17 protein-coding genes are annotated in these 18,332 nt (G+C 72.0%); 15 read left to right on the top strand and 2 right to left on the bottom strand.

The features are described from left to right. Nucleotides 1-11: 11 nt before the first annotated feature. Nucleotides 12-950, top strand: a complete 939-nt coding sequence (locus AB0M80_RS42900; RefSeq protein WP_364576306.1) for a LysR family transcriptional regulator — start codon at nucleotides 12-14, stop codon at nucleotides 948-950. Nucleotides 951-1,215: 265 nt separating this feature from the next. Beyond that, nucleotides 1,216-1,377, top strand: a complete 162-nt coding sequence (locus tag AB0M80_RS42895; RefSeq protein WP_308676469.1) for a hypothetical protein — start codon at nucleotides 1,216-1,218, stop codon at nucleotides 1,375-1,377. Here the strand turns inward: AB0M80_RS42895 and AB0M80_RS42890 are convergent. Then, nucleotides 1,346-2,086 (bottom strand): SDR family NAD(P)-dependent oxidoreductase, encoded by a 741-nt coding sequence (locus AB0M80_RS42890; protein ID WP_364576305.1) that lies wholly within the window; start codon nucleotides 2,084-2,086, stop codon nucleotides 1,346-1,348. The genes AB0M80_RS42895 and AB0M80_RS42890 overlap by 32 nt on opposite strands. Nucleotides 2,087-2,150: 64 nt before the next feature. Here AB0M80_RS42890 and AB0M80_RS42885 point away from each other — a divergent pair, with 64 nt between their 5' ends. The 5 genes from AB0M80_RS42885 (at nucleotide 2,151) to AB0M80_RS42865 (ending at nucleotide 6,456) form a co-directional block, all read left to right on the top strand. Further along, nucleotides 2,151-2,600: a MarR family transcriptional regulator gene (locus AB0M80_RS42885; protein ID WP_364576304.1), complete on the top strand. Its 450-nt coding sequence runs from the start codon at nucleotides 2,151-2,153 to the stop codon at nucleotides 2,598-2,600. Between the two features lie 101 nt (nucleotides 2,601-2,701). Continuing rightward, complete coding sequence (locus AB0M80_RS42880; protein ID WP_364576303.1) at nucleotides 2,702-3,628, top strand: 3-oxoacyl-[acyl-carrier-protein] synthase III C-terminal domain-containing protein; 927 nt, start codon at nucleotides 2,702-2,704, stop codon at nucleotides 3,626-3,628. A 10-nt stretch (nucleotides 3,629-3,638) separates the two neighbouring features. Further along, nucleotides 3,639-4,934 carry a diaminopimelate decarboxylase gene (gene lysA, locus AB0M80_RS42875; RefSeq protein WP_364576302.1) on the top strand — a complete coding sequence of 432 codons (1,296 nt, stop codon included), beginning with the start codon at nucleotides 3,639-3,641 and terminating at the stop codon, nucleotides 4,932-4,934. 3 nt (nucleotides 4,935-4,937) lie between these two features. Next, nucleotides 4,938-5,759 (top strand): hypothetical protein, encoded by an 822-nt coding sequence (locus AB0M80_RS42870; RefSeq protein WP_364576301.1) that lies wholly within the window; start codon nucleotides 4,938-4,940, stop codon nucleotides 5,757-5,759. A 52-nt stretch (nucleotides 5,760-5,811) separates the two neighbouring features. Then, entirely contained in the window at nucleotides 5,812-6,456 is a 645-nt protein-coding gene (locus AB0M80_RS42865) for a response regulator transcription factor (protein ID WP_364576321.1), read from the top strand. A gap of 13 nt (nucleotides 6,457-6,469) precedes the next feature. Here AB0M80_RS42865 and AB0M80_RS42860 read toward each other — a convergent pair whose 3' ends face one another. Continuing rightward, complete coding sequence (locus AB0M80_RS42860; protein WP_364576300.1) at nucleotides 6,470-7,750, bottom strand: sensor domain-containing protein; 1,281 nt, start codon at nucleotides 7,748-7,750, stop codon at nucleotides 6,470-6,472. A gap of 151 nt (nucleotides 7,751-7,901) precedes the next feature. On the opposite strand from AB0M80_RS42860, the gene AB0M80_RS42855 reads away from it, so the two are divergent. The 8 genes from AB0M80_RS42855 to AB0M80_RS42820 all read left to right on the top strand — a co-directional run. After that, nucleotides 7,902-8,696, top strand: coding sequence for an ABC transporter ATP-binding protein (locus AB0M80_RS42855; RefSeq protein WP_364576299.1), 795 nt, complete (start codon nucleotides 7,902-7,904; stop codon nucleotides 8,694-8,696). After that, a complete protein-coding gene (locus tag AB0M80_RS42850; RefSeq protein WP_364576298.1) occupies nucleotides 8,696-11,266 on the top strand; it encodes an FtsX-like permease family protein in 2,571 nt (856 codons plus the stop codon). Before AB0M80_RS42855 ends, AB0M80_RS42850 begins: the two co-directional genes overlap by 1 nt. Before the next feature lie 104 nt (nucleotides 11,267-11,370). Beyond that, nucleotides 11,371-13,056: an NAD(P)/FAD-dependent oxidoreductase gene (locus AB0M80_RS42845; protein ID WP_364576297.1), complete on the top strand. Its 1,686-nt coding sequence runs from the start codon at nucleotides 11,371-11,373 to the stop codon at nucleotides 13,054-13,056. 204 nt (nucleotides 13,057-13,260) lie between these two features. Beyond that, nucleotides 13,261-13,527, top strand: a complete 267-nt coding sequence (locus AB0M80_RS42840; protein WP_364576296.1) for an acyl carrier protein — start codon at nucleotides 13,261-13,263, stop codon at nucleotides 13,525-13,527. A gap of 3 nt (nucleotides 13,528-13,530) precedes the next feature. Continuing rightward, complete coding sequence (locus tag AB0M80_RS42835; protein WP_364576295.1) at nucleotides 13,531-14,154, top strand: DUF2786 domain-containing protein; 624 nt, start codon at nucleotides 13,531-13,533, stop codon at nucleotides 14,152-14,154. Then, complete coding sequence (locus tag AB0M80_RS42830) at nucleotides 14,151-15,371, top strand: acyl-CoA dehydrogenase family protein (protein ID WP_364576294.1); 1,221 nt, start codon at nucleotides 14,151-14,153, stop codon at nucleotides 15,369-15,371. The genes AB0M80_RS42835 and AB0M80_RS42830 overlap by 4 nt, the downstream gene beginning before the upstream one ends. Beyond that, nucleotides 15,362-16,327 (top strand): pyridoxal-phosphate dependent enzyme, encoded by a 966-nt coding sequence (locus AB0M80_RS42825; RefSeq protein WP_364576293.1) that lies wholly within the window; start codon nucleotides 15,362-15,364, stop codon nucleotides 16,325-16,327. The genes AB0M80_RS42830 and AB0M80_RS42825 overlap by 10 nt, the downstream gene beginning before the upstream one ends. Then, on the top strand, nucleotides 16,327-18,332 hold a 2,006-nt coding region (locus tag AB0M80_RS42820), incomplete at its 3' end, for a condensation domain-containing protein (protein WP_364576292.1). The genes AB0M80_RS42825 and AB0M80_RS42820, both read left to right, overlap by 1 nt.

Below are 18,332 nucleotides of genomic sequence, written 5' to 3'. Positions count from 1 at the left end.
GAATAATGCCGGTGACCAGCCCAGTTCCGCATCTCGACGCCAACCTCGCCGTCGCCCTCGACGCCCTGCTGGCCGAGCAGAGCGTCACGCGGGCCGCCGCGCGGCTGCGCACCTCCCCGGCGGCGATGAGCCGCACCCTGGCCCGGCTGCGCCGGGTGCTCCAGGATCCGCTCCTGGTGCGGGCCGGGCAGGCGATGGTGCCCACCCCGCGCGCCGAGGCGTTGCGGGACGAGGCCGCCGCGGTGGTGCGCCGGCTGGAGGCCTTGCTGACCCCGAGCGGCGGCGTCGACCCCGCCGTACTGCGGCGCACCTTCACCGTCCAGGCCTCGGACCTGGTCGGCGCGGCGCTGGCGCCCGGGCTGCTCGAGCTGGCCCGGCGCGAGGCGCCGGGCGTCTCGCTGCGGGTGCCGGCCGAGGAGTGGGAGGCGGGCCCCGCGCTGCGCGAGGGCCGGGTCGATCTGGAGATCGGGGCCATCGACCACGTCGACCCGGAGACCCGGGTCGAGGAGCTGGTCACACTGCGGATGGCGGCGGGCGTCCACGCCGGGCACCCGCTCGCCGAAGGGCCACTGACACCCGCCGGGCTGGCCGCGGCCGAGCACGTGGCGGTCAGCCGTAGAGGACGCTTCACGGGCCCATTGGATGCGGCCCTGGCCGAGCAGGGACTCGGCCGGCGGGTCAGCGCCGTCCTGCCCGGCCACCTGGCGGCGATGGCGCTGGCCGCGGCGGGGGACGTGGTTTGCCTGGTGCCGATCGCGCTGCCGGGCGAGCCTCCTTCACCACTCGGCGACGTGGCGCGCGCGCTGCGATTGCGCGTGCTGGAAATCCCGCTGCGCCTGCCACCGGTGACGATCGGCATGGCCTGGCACCCACGCCACACCGCCGACGGCGGCCACCAGTGGCTGCGCGGCGCCGTCCGCCGGGTGCTCCGCCCGGCCCGGGCGGAATAGCCGCCGGGCAGATCCGCCCAGGAGGACTGGCGAAGACCGGCTCCGCCAACCGCATGCAGGCGCTTGTCCTTGGCCGGAAACGCATACAACCCCCGCACTTTTTCTCGTCGGAAATGCCCATGGTGATGGGTGAGTTGGTGGTGCCGCCTTGGCGAGAGCCCGAAATGGGGCGATCTGTCGTGAAGAACGGGTGACCCGAGGGCGTTCGAGAGTAATCGCCCCGCGCGCGGGGTATCTCCGCGCTGACCGTTCGGAAGGGAACGCCATGGGAATCCTCGTCGCGCTGCTCGTGATCTGGGCCGTGCTGGTCGTGCTCGGCATTGTCGTCAAGGGGCTGTTCTGGCTGATCATCGTGGGCGCGGTGCTCTTCGTCGCGACCGGCGTGATCGGGTTCGTCAAACGCGAAGCCCTGGGGCGCCGGCACTGAGCAGGGCGCCGGTGGGGCCGTCGGCGGGCAGGGTCGCCGCCCGGACGACGTCGAGCGCGGCTTCCGCGGGGGAGCGGTCGCCGGCGTCGTCGCCGCGTTCGGGGTGGGTGGCGACCGAGCCGGGGTCGACGGCGTTGACCAGGATGCCGGTGCCGCGCAGTTCGGCGGCGAGGGTCGCGGTGAACGCGTTGAGGGCGTACTTGGCCAGCGAATAGCCGGGGGACCGGACACCCTGGGGCAGGCCCGCCCCGGCGTCGATCTGCGTGGCGGCGCCGCTGGAAACGTTGACGATCCGGGCGGCGGGGGCGGCCCGCAGCAGCGGCAGGCAGGCCTGCACGAGCGCCCAGGTGCCGAGGACGTCGACGTCGTAGGCGGTGCGGGCCTCGGTCAGGTCGGCGTCGAGCAGGGACGTCGTGGTGAAGTCGGGCATGGCGGCGGCGTTGTTGACCAGGGCGTCGAGCCGGCCGGCGGTGGTGCGGAGGAACTCGGCGCAGGCCGAGACGTCCGCCGGGGCCGTGACGTCGAGGCGCACGGCGCCGGCGGAGAGCCCTTCGCCGGACAACTGCGCGGCCAGCGTGCGTGTCCGGTCGAGGTTGCGTCCGGCGAGGACGACGTGGTGGCCGCGGGTGGCGAGCTCCCGGGCGACGGCGAAGCCGAGGCCTTGCGGGCGGCTCGCGCCGGTGACGAGGGCGACTCGGGCTTCCTCCATGACTCATACTGTAGGGAGCTCCTACAATTGTGCCAACCCGCGGTCTGCGCCTATGCTCGCCGGCATGGCCGCTTCCTCGCCCGACCGTCCGCGGGCGCTGCTGCGCTGGCCCACCTACGTGATGGGGCAGCTGCACCGCAGCGGTGTCGGCCGGATCGACGCCGCGCTGGCCGGGCACGGCGTCGCCCTGCGCGACTACTACGTCCTGGTCTGCATCGGCGAATACGGCCCGCTGGCCCAGCAGCGCGTCGCCGACCGGCTCGGCCTGGACCGCAGTGATCTGGTGAAGGTGCTCGATCGGCTCGAGGCCGCGGGCTGGGTCTCGCGGGAACGCGACACCGAGGACCGCCGCCGGCACGTCCTCACCCTCACCGAGGACGGCCGGAAGACGGTCGGGAAGGTCGAGGAGGTCTCCAGTGCGGTCACCGGCGAGCTGCTCGCCCGGCTGACCCCGCGGGAACAGGAGACCCTGCACCGGTTGCTGCTGAAGGCCTTCGGGGAGCCGTCCGCCTGACTCCGCCGGCCCGGTCAGCGGGTGGTCAGTGCCCTGTCAGCGTTCGCCGCGATTCTTGCCGGGCAACGACGAGCGGCAACGTGATGGGAGTTGACGGCGCGATGACTTCGCTGGTGGCGGTGTCGACCTACGTGCCGACGACCGTGTCGATCGATTCGCTGCAGGACGAGCTGGCCCTCTCGGCCACGCAGCTGCGCCGATTCCGCCGGATGTACGGCCTTTCCGACGTCTGCCGGTCGAGTGAGTCCGAAGCGGACATGGTGCTGGGTGCCGTCAGCAAGCTCGGATTCCTCATCGGCCAGGAAGAGCGCGTCCGCTACGTCGTGCGCGCCAAGACGATGCCGGCCGCGAACCCGTACCCGGTCAACCCCATGGTGGACGTGCGGGCGGCGCTCGGGCTCACCCACGCGACCCTGCTCACCGTCACCGATCACGCCTGCGCCTCCGGGCTGCTCGCGGTCGACCTGTGCGGCACGCTGCTGGCGGCCGACGGCGACCCCGACGCCCTCGCGCTGATCCTCGCCGGCGAAAAGGCGTTCACCCATTCCGCGCAGGTCATTCCCGATGTCGCGATCATGGGGGAGGCCACGGCGGCGGTCCTCGTCGGGCCGGGTGCCGAGCAGGACGTCATGCTCGGGTACGCCACCGCCACCTTGGGCGGTCCGGGCGGCGAAGTGATCCTCGACGACGAGCAGGCCGCGCAGTTCCGGCGGATCTACCCCGGCGCGGTCGCGGACATCGCGCGCGAGGCCGTCGCGGCGGCGGGGCTGACCGTCGACGACATCGACCTGGTCCTGCCGCACAACGTCAACAAGATCTCCTGGGTCCGCGCGAGCGGCGCGCTGGGCATCCCGCGCGCCAAGATCTTCCTCGAGAACGTCGGGACGACCGGGCACTGCTTCTGCGCCGATCCGTTCCTGAACTACCACACCGCGAACGACCTGGGGCTGCTGCCGCCCGGGTCCTGCTACCTGATGATTTCCGTCGGCCTGGGGTCGACGTTTTCCGCCATGGTCTTCCGGAAATGAGGAGTGCTGCATGAGTGTCGAGTTCGAGATCCAGGGGGTCGGCATCGCCGAGCTCGCGGAGCGTTACGGCACTCCGCTCTTCGTCTACGACGGCGACGAACTGGGCGGCCGGCTGACCGCCCTGCGGGAACGGCTGCACCCGCGGCTGGAAATCTTCTACTCGCTGAAGTCCAATCCGAACATCTCGGTCTGCGCGTTGCTGCACGCCCACGGCGCGCGAGCCGAGGTGTCGTCGATGGCCGAACTGATCACGGCCCGGCGAGCCGGGGTCGCCGGCGAGGACATCATCTTCCTCGGCCCCGGCAAGAGTGCTTCGGAACTGGCCGCATGCCTGGACGAAGGCGTCTACACCGTCGTCTGCGAGTCGTTCGGCGAGCTCCGGCTCCTCGACGACCTCGCCCGCGAGCGGGGGATCGAAGCGCGGGTCGCGCTGCGCGTGAACCCGAGCTTCGCGGTCAAGGGCTCGGGGCTCACCATGGGCGGCAAGCCGCGTCAGTTCGGCATCGACGAAGAGCAGCTGCTCGCCTCGACCGACCTCGTGTCCCGGCACCCGCACCTGCGGCTGATGGGCGTGCAGGTCTACATGGGCACCCGGATCCTCGACGAGGAACCGATCATCGAGAACACGCGGCGCATCTTCGAACTCGCCGAACGCTTGTCCCGCCGGATCGGTTTCCCGCTCGAAATGGTCGACGTCGGCGGCGGCCTCGGGGTCGCGTACTTCGACGGTGAACGGGACCTCGACCGCGACCTGCTCGTCTCGATGCTCAACCCGGTGATCGACGAGTTCGCGCAGCGGCACCCCGCGACGCGGCTCGTGATGGAGCTCGGCCGGTACCTGACCGCCACTTCCGGCACCTACGTCGTCCGCGTCCGCTACACCAAGACGTCGCTGGGGCAGAACTTCGCCGTCGCCGACGGCGGCACGAACCACCACATGGCCGCCGTGGGCATCGGGTCCTACGTCAAGCGCGACTTTCCGATCCGGCTGCTCAACCGCATCGACGAGCCCGCCACCGAAACCTGGCAGGTGACCGGGCCGCTGTGCACGCCCAACGACGTGCTCGCCAAGAAGGCCGCCCTGCCGGCGGTCCGCCCCGGCGACCTGATCGGCGTCGGCCGATCGGGCGCCTACGGCCCGACGGCGTCACCGGTGCTGTTCCTGAGCCACGGTTATCCGGCCGAGGTCATCGTCCACGGTGGACACGCGTACCTGGTCAGCGAACGGGACGAGCCCGCGGATCTGCTGCGCCGTCAGCACCTGCACGAGTTCGCCCCGCCGGTCGCCGTGGGTGCGGAGCGCTGAGCGATGTACCGCGCGGCCGCGATCCCTTTGTCCTCCGCGCCCGCGCCGGGCCTGCGGCTGCTGCCGCTGCGCCTGGCGCTGGCGATCCGGCGTGAGTTCGGCCCCGGGGACCGGGAAATCGACGTCCCCGAACTGCACCGCTACTACGCCGACCTCAGCCGGGGGCACGAAATCGGGTTCCGGCCCGACCGGGTGACGCGGGCCCGCGGGAACCCCTTCCTCGCGATGGCTCGCGATCTGCTCGCCGGGCAGTTGTCCGGCGAGCAGATCGACCTCGCCATCGTCGCCCACGCGACGCCCGAGTTCGACCCGCGGTTGTCGGCGCCGGTGAACCTCACCGCCGTGCTCCCCGGCGGGCCGCTGGTGTTTTCCGTGTCCGGGCAAGGCGGTCTGGCCCCGTTCAGCGCCCTGCGGATCGCCGGCTCCTACGTGCGGCGCCACGGTTTCCGGCGGGTGCTGGTCCTGATCATGGACCAGGGCGTCACGCCGTACGACACGCCGGAACGCCTCCGCGACGCCGCCACGGCCCTGCTGTTCGAGGCGGACGGCGGACGGTCGGTCCGGGTCGGCTACGTGCCGGAAGTGGCGCCGGACGCCGTGCCGGCCACCGTGGCCGGGTTCGGGCGCTCGGAGGCCGTCGTCATCGGCACCGGGCTCGCCCGTACCGGTTCCTGGCCGGGCGCGATCACCGCGCCCGCCGGCTTCCCGTGCACGGGGCTCTGGGCGCCGCTCGCGGACGGCACCGTGACCGGCCCGGCGCTGCTGGCCGACTACGACCCGCACCACCGCGCGCTGGGTGTCTGCGTGGTGGCCGAGTCGGACTGAAGCGGCCCTATGATGGTGGTCGTTGGTCGGGCTCGAAGCGGGGGACGGAAAAGTGCGCGTGGTCATCGGTGAAGACCAGTTCCTGCTCAGGGACGGTCTGGTGCGGCTGCTCGAGGCGCACGACTTCGAGGTGGCCGCGGCGGTGGACAACGGGCCCGATCTGCTGGAAGCGATGCTGCGCGAACGGCCGGACATCGCGATCGTGGACATCCGGCTGCCGCCGTCGTTCACCGACGAAGGCCTGCGTGCCGCGATCGAAGCGCGGCGGCAGATCCAGGGCTTCCCGGTGCTCGTCCTTTCGCAGTACGTGGAACGGCTGTACGCCGACGAACTCCTCGCGGACGGCGAGGGTTCGGTCGGCTACCTGCTCAAGGACCGCGTGTTCCACGGCGACCAGTTCGTGGACGCCGTCCGCCAGGTCGCCCACGGAGGCACGGTGATGGACCCGGACGTCGTGACCCGCCTGCTGACGCACAACACCCGCGACGACCGGCTGGAACGGTTGACGGCCCGGGAGCGCGAGGTGCTCAAGCTGATGGCCGAGGGCCGGTCCAACAGCAGCATCGCCGGCGTGCTGGTGGTTTCCGAGAAGGCCGTTTCCAAGCACATCAACAACATTCTCGCCAAGCTGAACCTTCCCCAGTCCGAGGACGCCAATCGGCGGGTGCTGGCGGTGCTGGCTTATCTGAAGCACTGACCGCGAAAAACGGTCAAGGCTCGAGGCTGCAGGGGATCTCGATCGTCACCATCGTCGGCCCGCCGAGCGGGCTGAGGATGGTGACGAAGCCGTCGAGCGGGGCGAGCCGCTTTTCGATGCCGCGCAAGCCCGTTCCGTTCTCGGTGTTCGCGCCGCCGCGGCCGTTGTCGCTGATGTTGATGACCAGGCGGCCGGACTCGTGGTGGACGTTGATCGCGCCGCTGTGCGCCCCGGAGTGCTTCATCGCGTTGTTCAGCACTTCGGACACCGAGAAGTACGCGGCGGTCTCGACCGCCAGCGAGGGCCGGCCCGGCAGGTCGATCGTCGTCTCGATGCGCAGCGGGTTTTCGAGCGCCAGCGTGCGGATCGCGTCCGCGATGCCGCGGTCCACCAGCACCGGTGGCTGGATGCCCCGGACGAGGTCGCGCAACTGCTGCAAGGCCTTGGCCGAACTGTTCTTCGCCTCGTCCATCAAGGACCGCGCGGCCTCGGGGTGGGAATTGAGCACGCGCATCGCGGCATCGAGGGTCATCCCCATCGCGACGAGGTGGGTCTGCGCCCCGTCGTGCAGGTCGCGCTCGATCCGGCGCAGCTCGCTCGCCTGCGTGCCCACGGCGTCGTCGCGGCTTTCCGACAGGTGCTGCACGCGGTTCGTCAACCGGGCCACCTCCGTCGGCGACAACAGGGTTGCCGCGAGCCGCGCGTGCAGCCGGAGGAGGTGGGGCGCGCTCCACAGCGCGAGCGGGAAGTGCGCCAGGCCGAGGATGGCGGCGAACCAGGCCGTCGGCTGGTCGTCCACCGGGATCATGACGTACCAGCTGCCGAGCCACTCGGCCGTCTCGGACCCGACGAAGAACGGCATCATGAGCCCGCGGAACCCGTGCACGATCAGGGCGAGCGGGGTGAGGGTGAGCAGGATGCCGATCGAGCTGTCCACCAGCAGCCACAACGCGTCGCGCCAGTTCGCGCGGTCGCCGAGCAGGTGGTGGCAACGGCGCACCGGCGAGCTCGCCCCGGCCGGCTCCGGCAGGTACGGCGCGGCGATCGGCACGCCCGACCACGCGGCGGCCGACGCGCGGACCCGATCGGTCAGGTACCGCATCATCAGCACGGCCGGCGGCAGCATGAACAGTCCCACGCCCACGCCGATCAACGAGCCGGCGGTGACCACGACGACGAACATCACCAGTTCGGTCAGCGCCACCACGGCGAGCGCGCCGCCTCGCAACGTCGCTTGCCCACCGTCGCGCAGCAGCGACCGCGTCATGGTGGCGACCGGGCTTCCGCTAGTCATGGCGCCCATTATGCGCAGGTGGGCCCGTTCTCCGCGGTAGTGCTAACCCCCGCAAACTTCCGCTCCCTAGCACCCTCGGAAACCGGCCCGCGCCTTCGTAATGTGATCGCGGTAAAGCTCGAAGAAGCGAAGCACGCCAGGGGAGCCGCAGATGTACCAGCAAGGCGACACGGTCGAAGTCGTGCGGCTGCTGTCCGTACGCAAGGCGTACGGCAAGGACCGGGCGCAAGTCGTGGCCCTGGACGACGTGACGGCGGGCTTCGCGAGTGGCACGTTCACCGCGGTGATGGGCCCGTCGGGATCGGGCAAGAGCACGCTGCTGCACTGCGCGGCCGGCCTGGACAAGCCGACGTCCGGCACGGTCGTGCTGGGCGGCACCGATCTCAGCCTGATGCGCGAGGTCGAGCTGACCCGGTTGCGGCGCGACCGGATCGGGTTCGTGTTCCAGGCCTTCAACCTGCTGCCCGCGCTCGACGTCGAGCAGAACGTGACGCTGCCGTTGCGGCTGGCGGGACGGCGGGCGGACCCGGCCGTGGTGCGCCGGGTCATCGACCAGGTCGGGCTCGGCCAGCGGCGCCGCCACCGGCCCGCGGAACTTTCCGGCGGACAGCAGCAGCGGGTCGCGATCGCCCGCGCGCTCGTCACCCACCCGGAAGTCATCTTCGCCGACGAGCCGACCGGCGCCCTCGACACGCGCTCCGCCCAGGAAGTGCTCACCCTTCTGCAGGAAGCGAAGAGCGTGTCCCGGCAGACCATCGTGATGGTCACTCACGACCCGGTGGCCGCCTCCTACGCCGACCGGGTGCTCTTCCTCGCCGACGGCCGCGTCGTCGACGAGCTGCAGCAGCCGAACCCCGACGAGGTCGCCCGCCGGATGACCGCCCTCGTCGCCCGCGCGGAGCAACGACCGCAGGACGGCCCCCGACTGAGCGAGCTGACGCGCTGATGCTGGCCCTCGTTTTGCGCACGTTGCGCTACCGCACCGGTGGTTTCATCGCCACCCTGGTTTCGGTGTTCGTCGGCACCGCCGTCATGCTCGCCTGCGGCGGCCTGATGGAGACCGGCATCAAGACCGTGATCCCGCCGCAGCGGCTGGCCGCCGCGCCGATCGTCGTGGCGGGCAACCAGTCCTACGACCTGCCCACGGTCGGCTCCGGTGAGGACGCCTACCACGAAACCGCGACGCTGTCCGAGCGAGTCCGGCTGGACGAAGGCCTCGCGAGCACGATCAGCGCGGTGCCCGGGGTCGCCCACGTGGTCCCCGACACCTCCTTCCACGCCGAGGTGCTCGGCGACGACGGCGGGCCGTCCGTGCCCGGCACGCAGGCCGGCCACAGCTGGGTTTCCGCGGAGCTGGCACCGTTCCGGCTGACCGACGGCGTGGCCCCGGTGCGCGAAGGCGAAGTCGTGCTGGACGCCGCCACCGCCGGCCGGATCGGCGCGCACGCCGGCGGCCAGGTCGACGTCGCCGTCCGCGGGGGAGTCCACTCCTACCAGGTCACCGGCATCGCCGACGCGGGCCGCCGGATGGCCGCCGCCGCGGTGTTCTTCTCGCCCGCCGAGGCCGCCGGATTGCGCTCCGCGGCCGGGCAGGTCGACGCCTTCGGGGTCCAGCTCGCCCCCGGCGCGGACGTGACCGCCGTCAGCGGGCAGATCGCGGCCGCCGTGCGTGACCAGCACGCGGTGACGCTGACCGGCGACGCCCGCGGCTCCGCCGAGTTCGCCAAGGCCTCCGGCGACGGCGAGCTGCTGATCATCCTCGCGGCCGTGTTCGGCGGCCTCGCGGCGCAGGTCGCGATGTTCGTCGTCGCCAGCACCCTCACGCTTTCGGTGCAGCAGCGCCGCCGCGAGGTGGCCATGCTCCGGGCGATCGGCGCGACCCCGCGTCAGCTGAGCCGGATGATCACCGGCGAAGCGATGATCATCGGTGCGCTGGGCACCGGGCTGGCGATCTTCCCCGGCATGCTGCTCGGTGACTGGCTCTTCGGGCGGCTGACCGGGTTCGGGGTGGTCCAGCCGGTGTTCAAGTTCGAGCAGGGCTTGGGCCCGGTCATCGCCGCGGCGATCGTGGGCCTGGGCTCGGCGTGGGGTGCCGCGTTCGTCGCCGCCCGGTACGCGGGCCGCACGCGTCCCGTCGAAGCGATGCGGGAGACGGCGATCCCCACGCGCTGGCTGACCCCGACGCGGCTGTGGCTGGGCGTGTCGAGCCTCCTCGGTGCGGTGGCGCTGGCCTACCTGACGATCACCGTGGTCGACGGCCCGCTCGCGGCCAGCACGGCCGGCCCGGCCGTCACGCTGGTGGCGACCGCGGTGGCACTGTTCGCCCCCGGGCTCACCCGGCTGCTGGTGGCGGTGCTGCGCCGGCCGATCCGCGCGTTCGGCGGTCTGCCCGGCTACCTGGCCTCGCTGAACGCGCGGGCCCGCTGGATGCCGATGGCCGGTGCGGTCACCCCCATCATGCTCGCCACCGGTCTCGCGATCTTCATGCTGTACTTCCAGACCACGGAGGTGGCGGCCGCGGAGAAGCAGTACTCCGACTCGCTGCTCGCCGACGCCGTGGTGACTTCGGCGACCGGCGACCTGCCCCCCGGCCTGATCGCCACCGTGCAGCAGGCTCCCGGCGCCGCCGGGGCCACGGCGTTCGTGACGAGCAAGGGGTACAACGAAAAGCCGTCGGACGCGACGCAGGACGAGGACGGCGTGGACCTCACCGGTGTCACGGCGGACGGCGTGGCGGCGGCGTGGGGGAGCATCGTCTCCAGCGGCCGGCTCGACGCGCTGCACGGGGACACGATCGCCCTGCCCGCGGACCTCGCGCAGCGGCTGGGCGTCGGCGTGGGGGCCAAGATCGTCATGCGGCTGGGCGACGGGTCCCGGGTCACCCTGGACGTCGTCGCGACGCTGCGGACCACGGCGGCCTCGGCCTCCGCGCTGATGCCGGCCGACACACTGGCGCCGCACACCGCCGGGGGCGCGGCCGACCGGATCCTCGTCACGGCGAAGCCCGGTACCACGGAAGCCGATCTGCTCGCGTCGTTGCGCGGCCGGGTCGGGGACGTGGCCGGCGTGCAGGTGGCCGGCCGGGAGGCGCTGACCAAGGCCTTCGTGGCGGAGACGCAGGCCAACGCCTGGGTCAACTACCTGATCGTCGGGCTCCTGCTCGTGTACGCCGCGATCTCCATGGTCAACACGCTGGTGATGGCGACGGCGAACCGGCGGCGGGAGTTCGGGCTGCAGCGGCTCATCGGCTCGACCAGGGGCCAGGTGATGCGCATGATGGCCGTGGAAGCGGGGATGGTGGCCGCCATCGGTGCGTTCCTCGGCACGCTGGTCGCCGCTTCAATGCTGGTGCCGTTCAGCGCGGCGGTCTCGGACAGCCTCTTCCCGTCCGGTCCACTGTGGATATATCTTGTGATACTCGGGCTGGCCGTCGTGCTGACGGTGGTGGCCACTTGTGCGCCGACGTGGTTCGCGTTGCGCACCAGGCCGTCACCTTCGACGCTCGCCCCTGAATAGGTGACCTCGGGCCGGCCGAGACCCCAGTGAGGCGCTGACGACTCTCCCCCAGATTGTCAGCGCGCGGTCAGCCCGAGGTCACCGCCCCGGCATAACGTCGAGCCGTGGACACCGAAGAGAAGGCCGCCGAGCACTGGGACGCCATCGTCGTGGGTTCCGGGATCGGCGGCCTCGTGTGTGCCGGTTACCTGGTCGCGAGCGGAATGCGCGTGCTGGTGCTGGAGCAGCACGACGTCGCCGGCGGCAACAGCCACGTGTTCCGGCGGCGCCGCGCCTACCAGTTCGACGTGGGGGTGCACTACCTCGGCGACTGCGGGCCGGGTGGCCTGCTGCCGTCGATCCTCTCCGGGCTCGGGCTCGCCGACCGGGTGCGGTTCCACCCCATGGACCCCGACGGGTTCGACCGGATCGTGCTGCCGAGCGTCACCGTGGACGTGCCGACCGGGTGGGACCGCTACGCCGAGCGGCTGCGGGCCGCGCTGCCCGCGGAGGCCGACGGCATCACGCGCTACGTCGCCGTGTGCGCGAGCATCGGGCAGGCCTGCCGTGCGTCGGTTTTCGCCGCGGACGCCGGTGGCAAGGTCCCGGCCGTGATGCTGCGCTGGAGCCGCCGGACGCTGGCGCAGCTGTTCGACCATTGTGGCCTGTCGGCCCGGGCGCGCACCGTACTGGCGGCCCAGTCCGGGAACTACGGTTCCGCGCCGGCCGGCACGCTCGTCGTCGCGCACGCGATGATGCTCGACGACTACCTCCGCGGCGCCTACTACCCGGAGGGCGGCGGGCAGGTGATCGCGGCTTCGCTCGTGGAACTGCTGGAGTCCCACGGTGGCACGCTGCTCACCCGCACGCGGGTGCGCCGGATCCTGATCGACCACGGCCGGGTGGCGGGCGTCGAGCTGGCCGACGGCAGCACCCACCGCGCACCGGTGGTGGTGTCCAATGCGGACTACCGCCGCACGGTCCTGGAACTGTGCGACGGCCGGGAGAACCTGCCGGACTCCGCGGTCGACCGCGCCGAGACGGCGACGATGCGCCTGCCCTCGGCGGTCTGTTACGTGGCGCTCGACCGGGAACTGTCGCTGCCCAACGCGAACATCTGGTACTGGCCCGGCGAAGACGTCGACGCGGCGTACGCGGGGCTGGAATCGGGCCGGCTGGACGAGCTGCCGTTCGCGTTCCTGTCCTTCGCTTCCCTCAAGGATCCCCAGGCGGGTGCGGCGTGCCCGCCCGGGCACACGAACTTCCAGATCATGACGGCCTGCCCGCCCGGTTACGCGCACTGGGGGCTCACCGACGGTCCCACCGGAGGAACCCGGTACCGGCGGGAGCCGGCCTACCTCGCGGCGAAGGAGCGGCTGACCGAGCAGATGCTGGACCTGGCCGAGGCGGCGATCGGGCCGTTCCGCCGGAACATCGTGCACGTCGAGACGTCGACGCCGCTGACCCAGGAGCGCTACACGCTTTCCACCGGGGGAACCGCGTACGGCCTGCAAAGCTGGGGCCGGCTCGGGCAACGCCCGGGCATCGCCACCGGCGTCGAGGGCCTTTACCTTGCCGGACAAAGCATCCTCAACGGCGGTGGCATCGTCGGTGTCGCCACCGCGGGCGCCCGGTGCGCCTCGACGATCCTCGGCCGGCCGGTCCTCGCCGAGGGGCACGCCGCGGTGCTGGGAAACCCCGACCTGCTCCCGGAACGGCGGCCCGGCTGGGATCCCTTGCGCACTTCCCGGGGGCTGCGGCGGCGCGAGGCCCGCGGGCTCGCCCGCATGGACCCCGTCGCGGCGGGATAGGGCCGCTTTCCGGCGGAACAAGAACTCGAGGCCCGCTCACGGGCTCGTGGTTACCGATCCGGCCGAAGGTAGGCGGACACGGTCGGCGAGCTGACCCGCTCAACCGGCAGCCGTTCCGCCGTGGCTGCCGGTCGGATCGGTAACGATCAACACAGTAACGACTGCTGTCTTACGAAAGGAATGGTGAGCACTGTGACGGAAACCATGGCTGACTCGACGGAGGTCCTGGACGACCGCGTCGTCGCGGGCATCTGCGCCGCGCTCGAGTCCGTGCTGGAGGCGGAGGTGGCCGACCTCGGTCCGGAGACCCGGCTCTCGGACGCCGGTCTGGACTCCACCGGCGTGCTGGAGCTGCTGATGCAGCTGGAAGAGGCGCTGGGGATCGAGTTCGACGCGGAGAACCTGGAAATGAGCCACTTCGAGTCGGTGGGGTCGCTGGCCCGCTTCGTCTCGGCAGAAATGGCCGCCTGAGCGATGACCACGATCTCGCCGCCGATCACGGCGACCTGGCTGCGGTGCCACGACACCGCCCGGGCGGAAGGGATGGCCCCGGCGCTGGCGGTGCTGCACGCGGCGCTGCCGGCCGGGACGTCCGTGTTCGGGGCCGGCGGTGCCGCGGTCCGGCCGGCCGGACCGGCGGATCGCGACGGCGACGTGCTCGTGGTCCGGACCGCGCAGCTGCCGGGCGGCGCCGTGGTCCTGGTGCGGACTCACCGGCCCGCGAGCCACCCCGACCCGATCCTGACGACCGGGTCGGTGTGGCTGCGGCTGGGCCTGTCCGGCGCCCTGCTCGACACCGGCCTCGCCTACCTGGGCGGGCGACGCAGCGGCGACACCACCCTGCTGCGCCGCCAGATGGTCCAGGGCGCCGTCGCCGAGGCGCTGACCGGCCAGCTCGAGGTGCGGGCCTTCCTGACCGCGCACGACCCGGCCCCGCCGCCGGAGGCCCTGTCCTACCTGCACCGGCGGCTCACCGAAACCGACCGCGTCCTGCTGCGCCTGCTGGGCGCCGCGGGGTTCACCCGGGGCGGCGCGGGTGAGGTCGCGGACGTCTCCGAGCTGCTCGCGGGGGCCTACACGCCGGAGGCCGTGGCATGACCGCGACGGTGCTGGACGAACGGCTTTCGACGCTGCGGGACGCGGCTCGCGAGTGGGGGGCGGAGTTCCGCGCCGCGGGCGCCGGCCTGGACCTCGACCCCGACGCCGTCGGCGAGCACCTGGGCCTGGCCGGTGTCCGCGCTCTCGCCGCCATGCTCGTCCCGGAGGAGTACGGCGGGGCGGGCCTGCACCTCGGCGCGCACCGCTTCCACGGCATGACGGCGATCGAGCGGGCGGTGGTGCTCGAAGAGCTCGCCCGCGGCGACGCCGGTCTGATGCTCGCCGGCCCGGGCGCGTCGATGTCCGGCGTGCTCGTCGACGTGCTGGCCGACCGGCTGCAGAAGGAATGGTTCTACGGCCGGCTCCTCGAGCGGCCCACCTGGACGTTCTTCGCGCTCACCGAGCCCGACCGCGGGTCCGACGCCACCGCGCTGGAGACGGCGCTTTCGCCGTCGTCCGAGGGCGGGGCGCACCGCCTCGACGGCCGCAAGAAGTACGTCGGCAACGCCGCGCGAGCCGCGCTGGGGGTCGTGTTCGCCCGTACCGGGCCCGGCCCGCTGGGCGTGACCGCGGTCCTGGTGGACACCGCGGACCCGGGGTTCCACGCCGAGCCGCTCGAGACACTGGGGTTGCGCGCCGCGCGGATCTGCGAGCTGACGCTGGAGAACGTGGCCGTCCCGGCCGAGCGCGTGCTCGGCCGGGACCGATCGCCCGCCCGGCGCGGCATGTGGGCCTGCGTGCAGACCTTCAACCGGCTGCGGCCGGGGGTCGCCGCGATTGCGGTCGGCATCGCCGCGGCCGCCCACGACTACGTGCGGACCGAACGCGACCGGCTCGGCCACGCTGAGCGCGACCGGCTCGACCTGCTGGGCCGCCGCATCGACGGCGTGCGCCACCTGGTGCAGCTGTCCGCGATCGAGGTCGACGCCGACGGCTCCCGCGGCCACCTCGCCTCGGCGGCCAAGGCCGAAGCGTGCCGGCTGGCCGAGGAGGCCACGCTGGAGGCCTGCGGGTTCTTCGGGCCGCGGGCCCGCTGGGACCACCCGGTGCTGGACAAGCTCGCCCGGGACGCGCGCGGCGTCGAGTTCATGGAAGGCGCCGGCAACATCCAGAAATTGACCGTCTTCCAGGGCCTGGTCGCGGGAAAGATCGGCCGCGGCGACCCCTTTCCCGCGCACGGCGGGAAAACGTTGACCGGAGGTTCGTCTTGCAGGTGATCACGAGGCCGGAGGAGTTCGACGTCACGGATCTGTACGTCGACCTCCGCCACGTCGTCGGCCGGCGGGTCCTCATGAAGTGCGAGGGCTTCAACTTCGCGCGGTCGAGCAAGCTCAAGCCCGCGCTGGAAATGGTGACGCTGGCCGAGCGCGCGGGCGTGCTGCGCCCGGGCTCGACCATCGTCGAAATGTCGTCGGGCAACCTCGGCGTGGCGCTGAGCCTGGTCGCGGCCAGCCGCGGGTACCGGTTCGTCTGCGTCACCGACCCGCGGAGCACGCTGCTCACCCGGCAGCTGATGCAGAACCTCGGCACCGAGGTGCTGGTCGCCCAGGATCCGGCCGCGGGCCTGCGGCTCGTCCGCCGCCTGTGCGCGGAAAACGACGGTTACACCTGGCTCGACCAGTACGCGAACGCGGGCAACTGGATGGCCCACTTCCGCTCGACCGGCCCGGACATCCTGCGGACCGTCCCCGATCTCGACGTGCTCTTCGTCGGGGTCGGCTCGGCCGGCACCCTCACCGGGTGCGCCCGCTACCTGCGCCAGGTCCGGCCGCAGGTGCGGATCGTGGCCGTCGAGTGCGTCGGCCCCGGACCGCGGGCCGCCCGGCGCAGCACGGCCCTGCGCACGAGCGTGCGGTTCCCCGTCATCGATCTGTCCCTTGTGGACGACGTCGTGCGGGTCGACGAGACGGCCGCGATCCGCGAGTGCCGCCGGCTCGCCCAGCGCGGCTTCCTGCTCGGGGGCGCCTCCGGCATGGTGCTGGCGGGCGCGCTCGGCTGGCTGGAGGCGAACGACGCGGCCACGGCGGTGGTGATCTCGCCGGACCTCGGTGATCGCTACCTGGACACGATCTACCAGGACCAGTGGGTCAAGGACAACTACGGCCCCGACGCGCTGCACGACGGTGCCGAACACGAATCCCCGTTCTCCAAAACACTCTTCGAGGTGCCCTGATGACCGCGGTCGACGCATTCCTGCCCCTGTCCACCGCACAGACCGACGTCTGGTACGACGAACAGCTCTCGGGTGGTGGCCTCGCCTACGCGATGGCGGACTACCTGGACATCACCGGGCCGCTGGACGTCGCCGTGTTCGAGGCGACCCTGCGGGCACTGGCCGACGAAGCCGAGTGCTTCCGGGCCCGGTTCGTCGAGGTCGAGGGGGAACCGCGTCAGCTCATCGAGCCGCTGCCCGAACTCCCGATCCGCTACCCGGACCTGACCGGGGAAGCCGATCCGGTGAGCGCCGCGCTCGACTGGATGCAGGAAGACATGCGGCACCCCTTCTCGCTCGAAGACTTCCCGCTCTTCCGCGGCGCCCTGATCAAGATCGGCGAGGACCGCCACTTCTGGTACCTCACCACCCACCACCTCATCGGCGACGGCTTCAGCGCGGCGATCTGCCAACGCCGCATGGGCGAGCTGTACAACGCGCTGCTGGCCGGCGAGGACCCGGGGCCGAGCGCGTTGCCGCCGTTCCGCCTGCTGCTGGACGCCGACCTGGCCTACCACGACTCCCCGCACCGGGCGCGCGACAAGGCCTTCTGGGGACGGCACTTCGACACCACGCCGGACCTGGTCAGCCTGTCCGGCAAGGAGCCGGCGCCGGCCCGCGGCTTCCTGCGGCGCACCATGGTCCTCCCGCCGGAGACGGCGAAGGCGGTGCGCGAAGCGGCCGCGGAAGCGAAGGTGACCCTGCCGACGTTCTTCATCGCCGCGATGGCGGCCTACACGCAGCGGCTCTCGGGCATCAAGGACCTGCTGCTGACCGTCCCGGTCGCGGCGCGCGCGGGCGTGCGCTCACGGTCGACCCCGGGCATGGTGGCGAACTACCTGCCGCTGCGGATGATCGTCGAGCCGGCCATGACGGTCGCCGAACTGCTGACCCAGGCGTCCGGCGAGCTCGCCGCGACCCTCAAGCACCAGCGCTACCACGTGAACCAGATCCGTCGTGACATCGGGGTGCGCAGCGACGAGCGCCGTCCGTTCGGCGGTCCGTTCGTCAACGTGCTCCCGCCCGAGCCCGGCCTGCGCCTCGGCGACTGCCACACGCGCGTCAACAACCTTTCCACGGGGATCACCAACGACCTTTCGCTGACCGTTCTCGACGTCACCCAGGACACCGTCGAAATCCACCTGAACGGAAACCCCGACCTCTACGACGCCGAGGGCGTCGCCGCCCACCTGGAGCGGCTCGCCGGCTTCGTCGGGCGGCTGGCTGCCGCCGGCCCGTCGGCGGTCCTGGGCGGGATCGACGTGGTGTCGGCGGACGAGCTGGGTGGTCTGCTGGAGTCCGGTGTCGGTGCGGTCGGCACGGTGGGCGCCGACGTGGTTTCGCGGGTGCGCGACATCGCGGCGGCGTCGCCGGGTGCGGCTGCGGTGGCCGATGGTGGCGCGTGGGTTTCCTACGGTGCCTTGGTGGGCCGGGCGAGTGCGTTGTCCCGCCGGCTGAGCGGTGGCGTGACCGGGATCCTGGCGGAGCCCGGGGTCGGTTTCGTGTCGGCGGTGCTGGGCGTGTTGTGGTCGGGATCGGCGTTCGTGCCCTTGGACCTCGGGATGCCGGTGGCGCGGCTGGCCGGGCTGCTGGTGGATTCGGGTGTTTCCCGGGTCGTGGTGGGTGCCGGGTGCGAGGACCTGGCGGCCGAGGTGGTGGCCGCGGCCGGTGGTGGTGTCGAGGTCGTGGTCCTGGATGACGCCGAGGACCGGGAGTGGGCGCCGCTTTCCCGCGGCGATGCCGGTTCGGAGCTGGCTTATGTGATCTTCACGTCGGGTTCGACGGGTCGCCCGAAGGGGGCGATGGTGCACCGCCGCGGGATGGTCAACCACCTGCTGGCGAAGGTGGAGGATCTGGGCCTGGAGTCGTCGGATGTGGTGGTGCAGAACGCTCCGGTGACGTTCGACGTTTCGGTGTGGCAGATGCTGGCGCCGTTGCTGGCCGGCGGCCGGGTCCGGGTGGTTTC

The organism is Amycolatopsis sp. NPDC051045, assembly GCF_040682955.1.
Classification (GTDB): domain Bacteria; phylum Actinomycetota; class Actinomycetes; order Mycobacteriales; family Pseudonocardiaceae; genus Amycolatopsis.
This window is presented reverse-complemented; position numbering and strand designations above follow the sequence as displayed.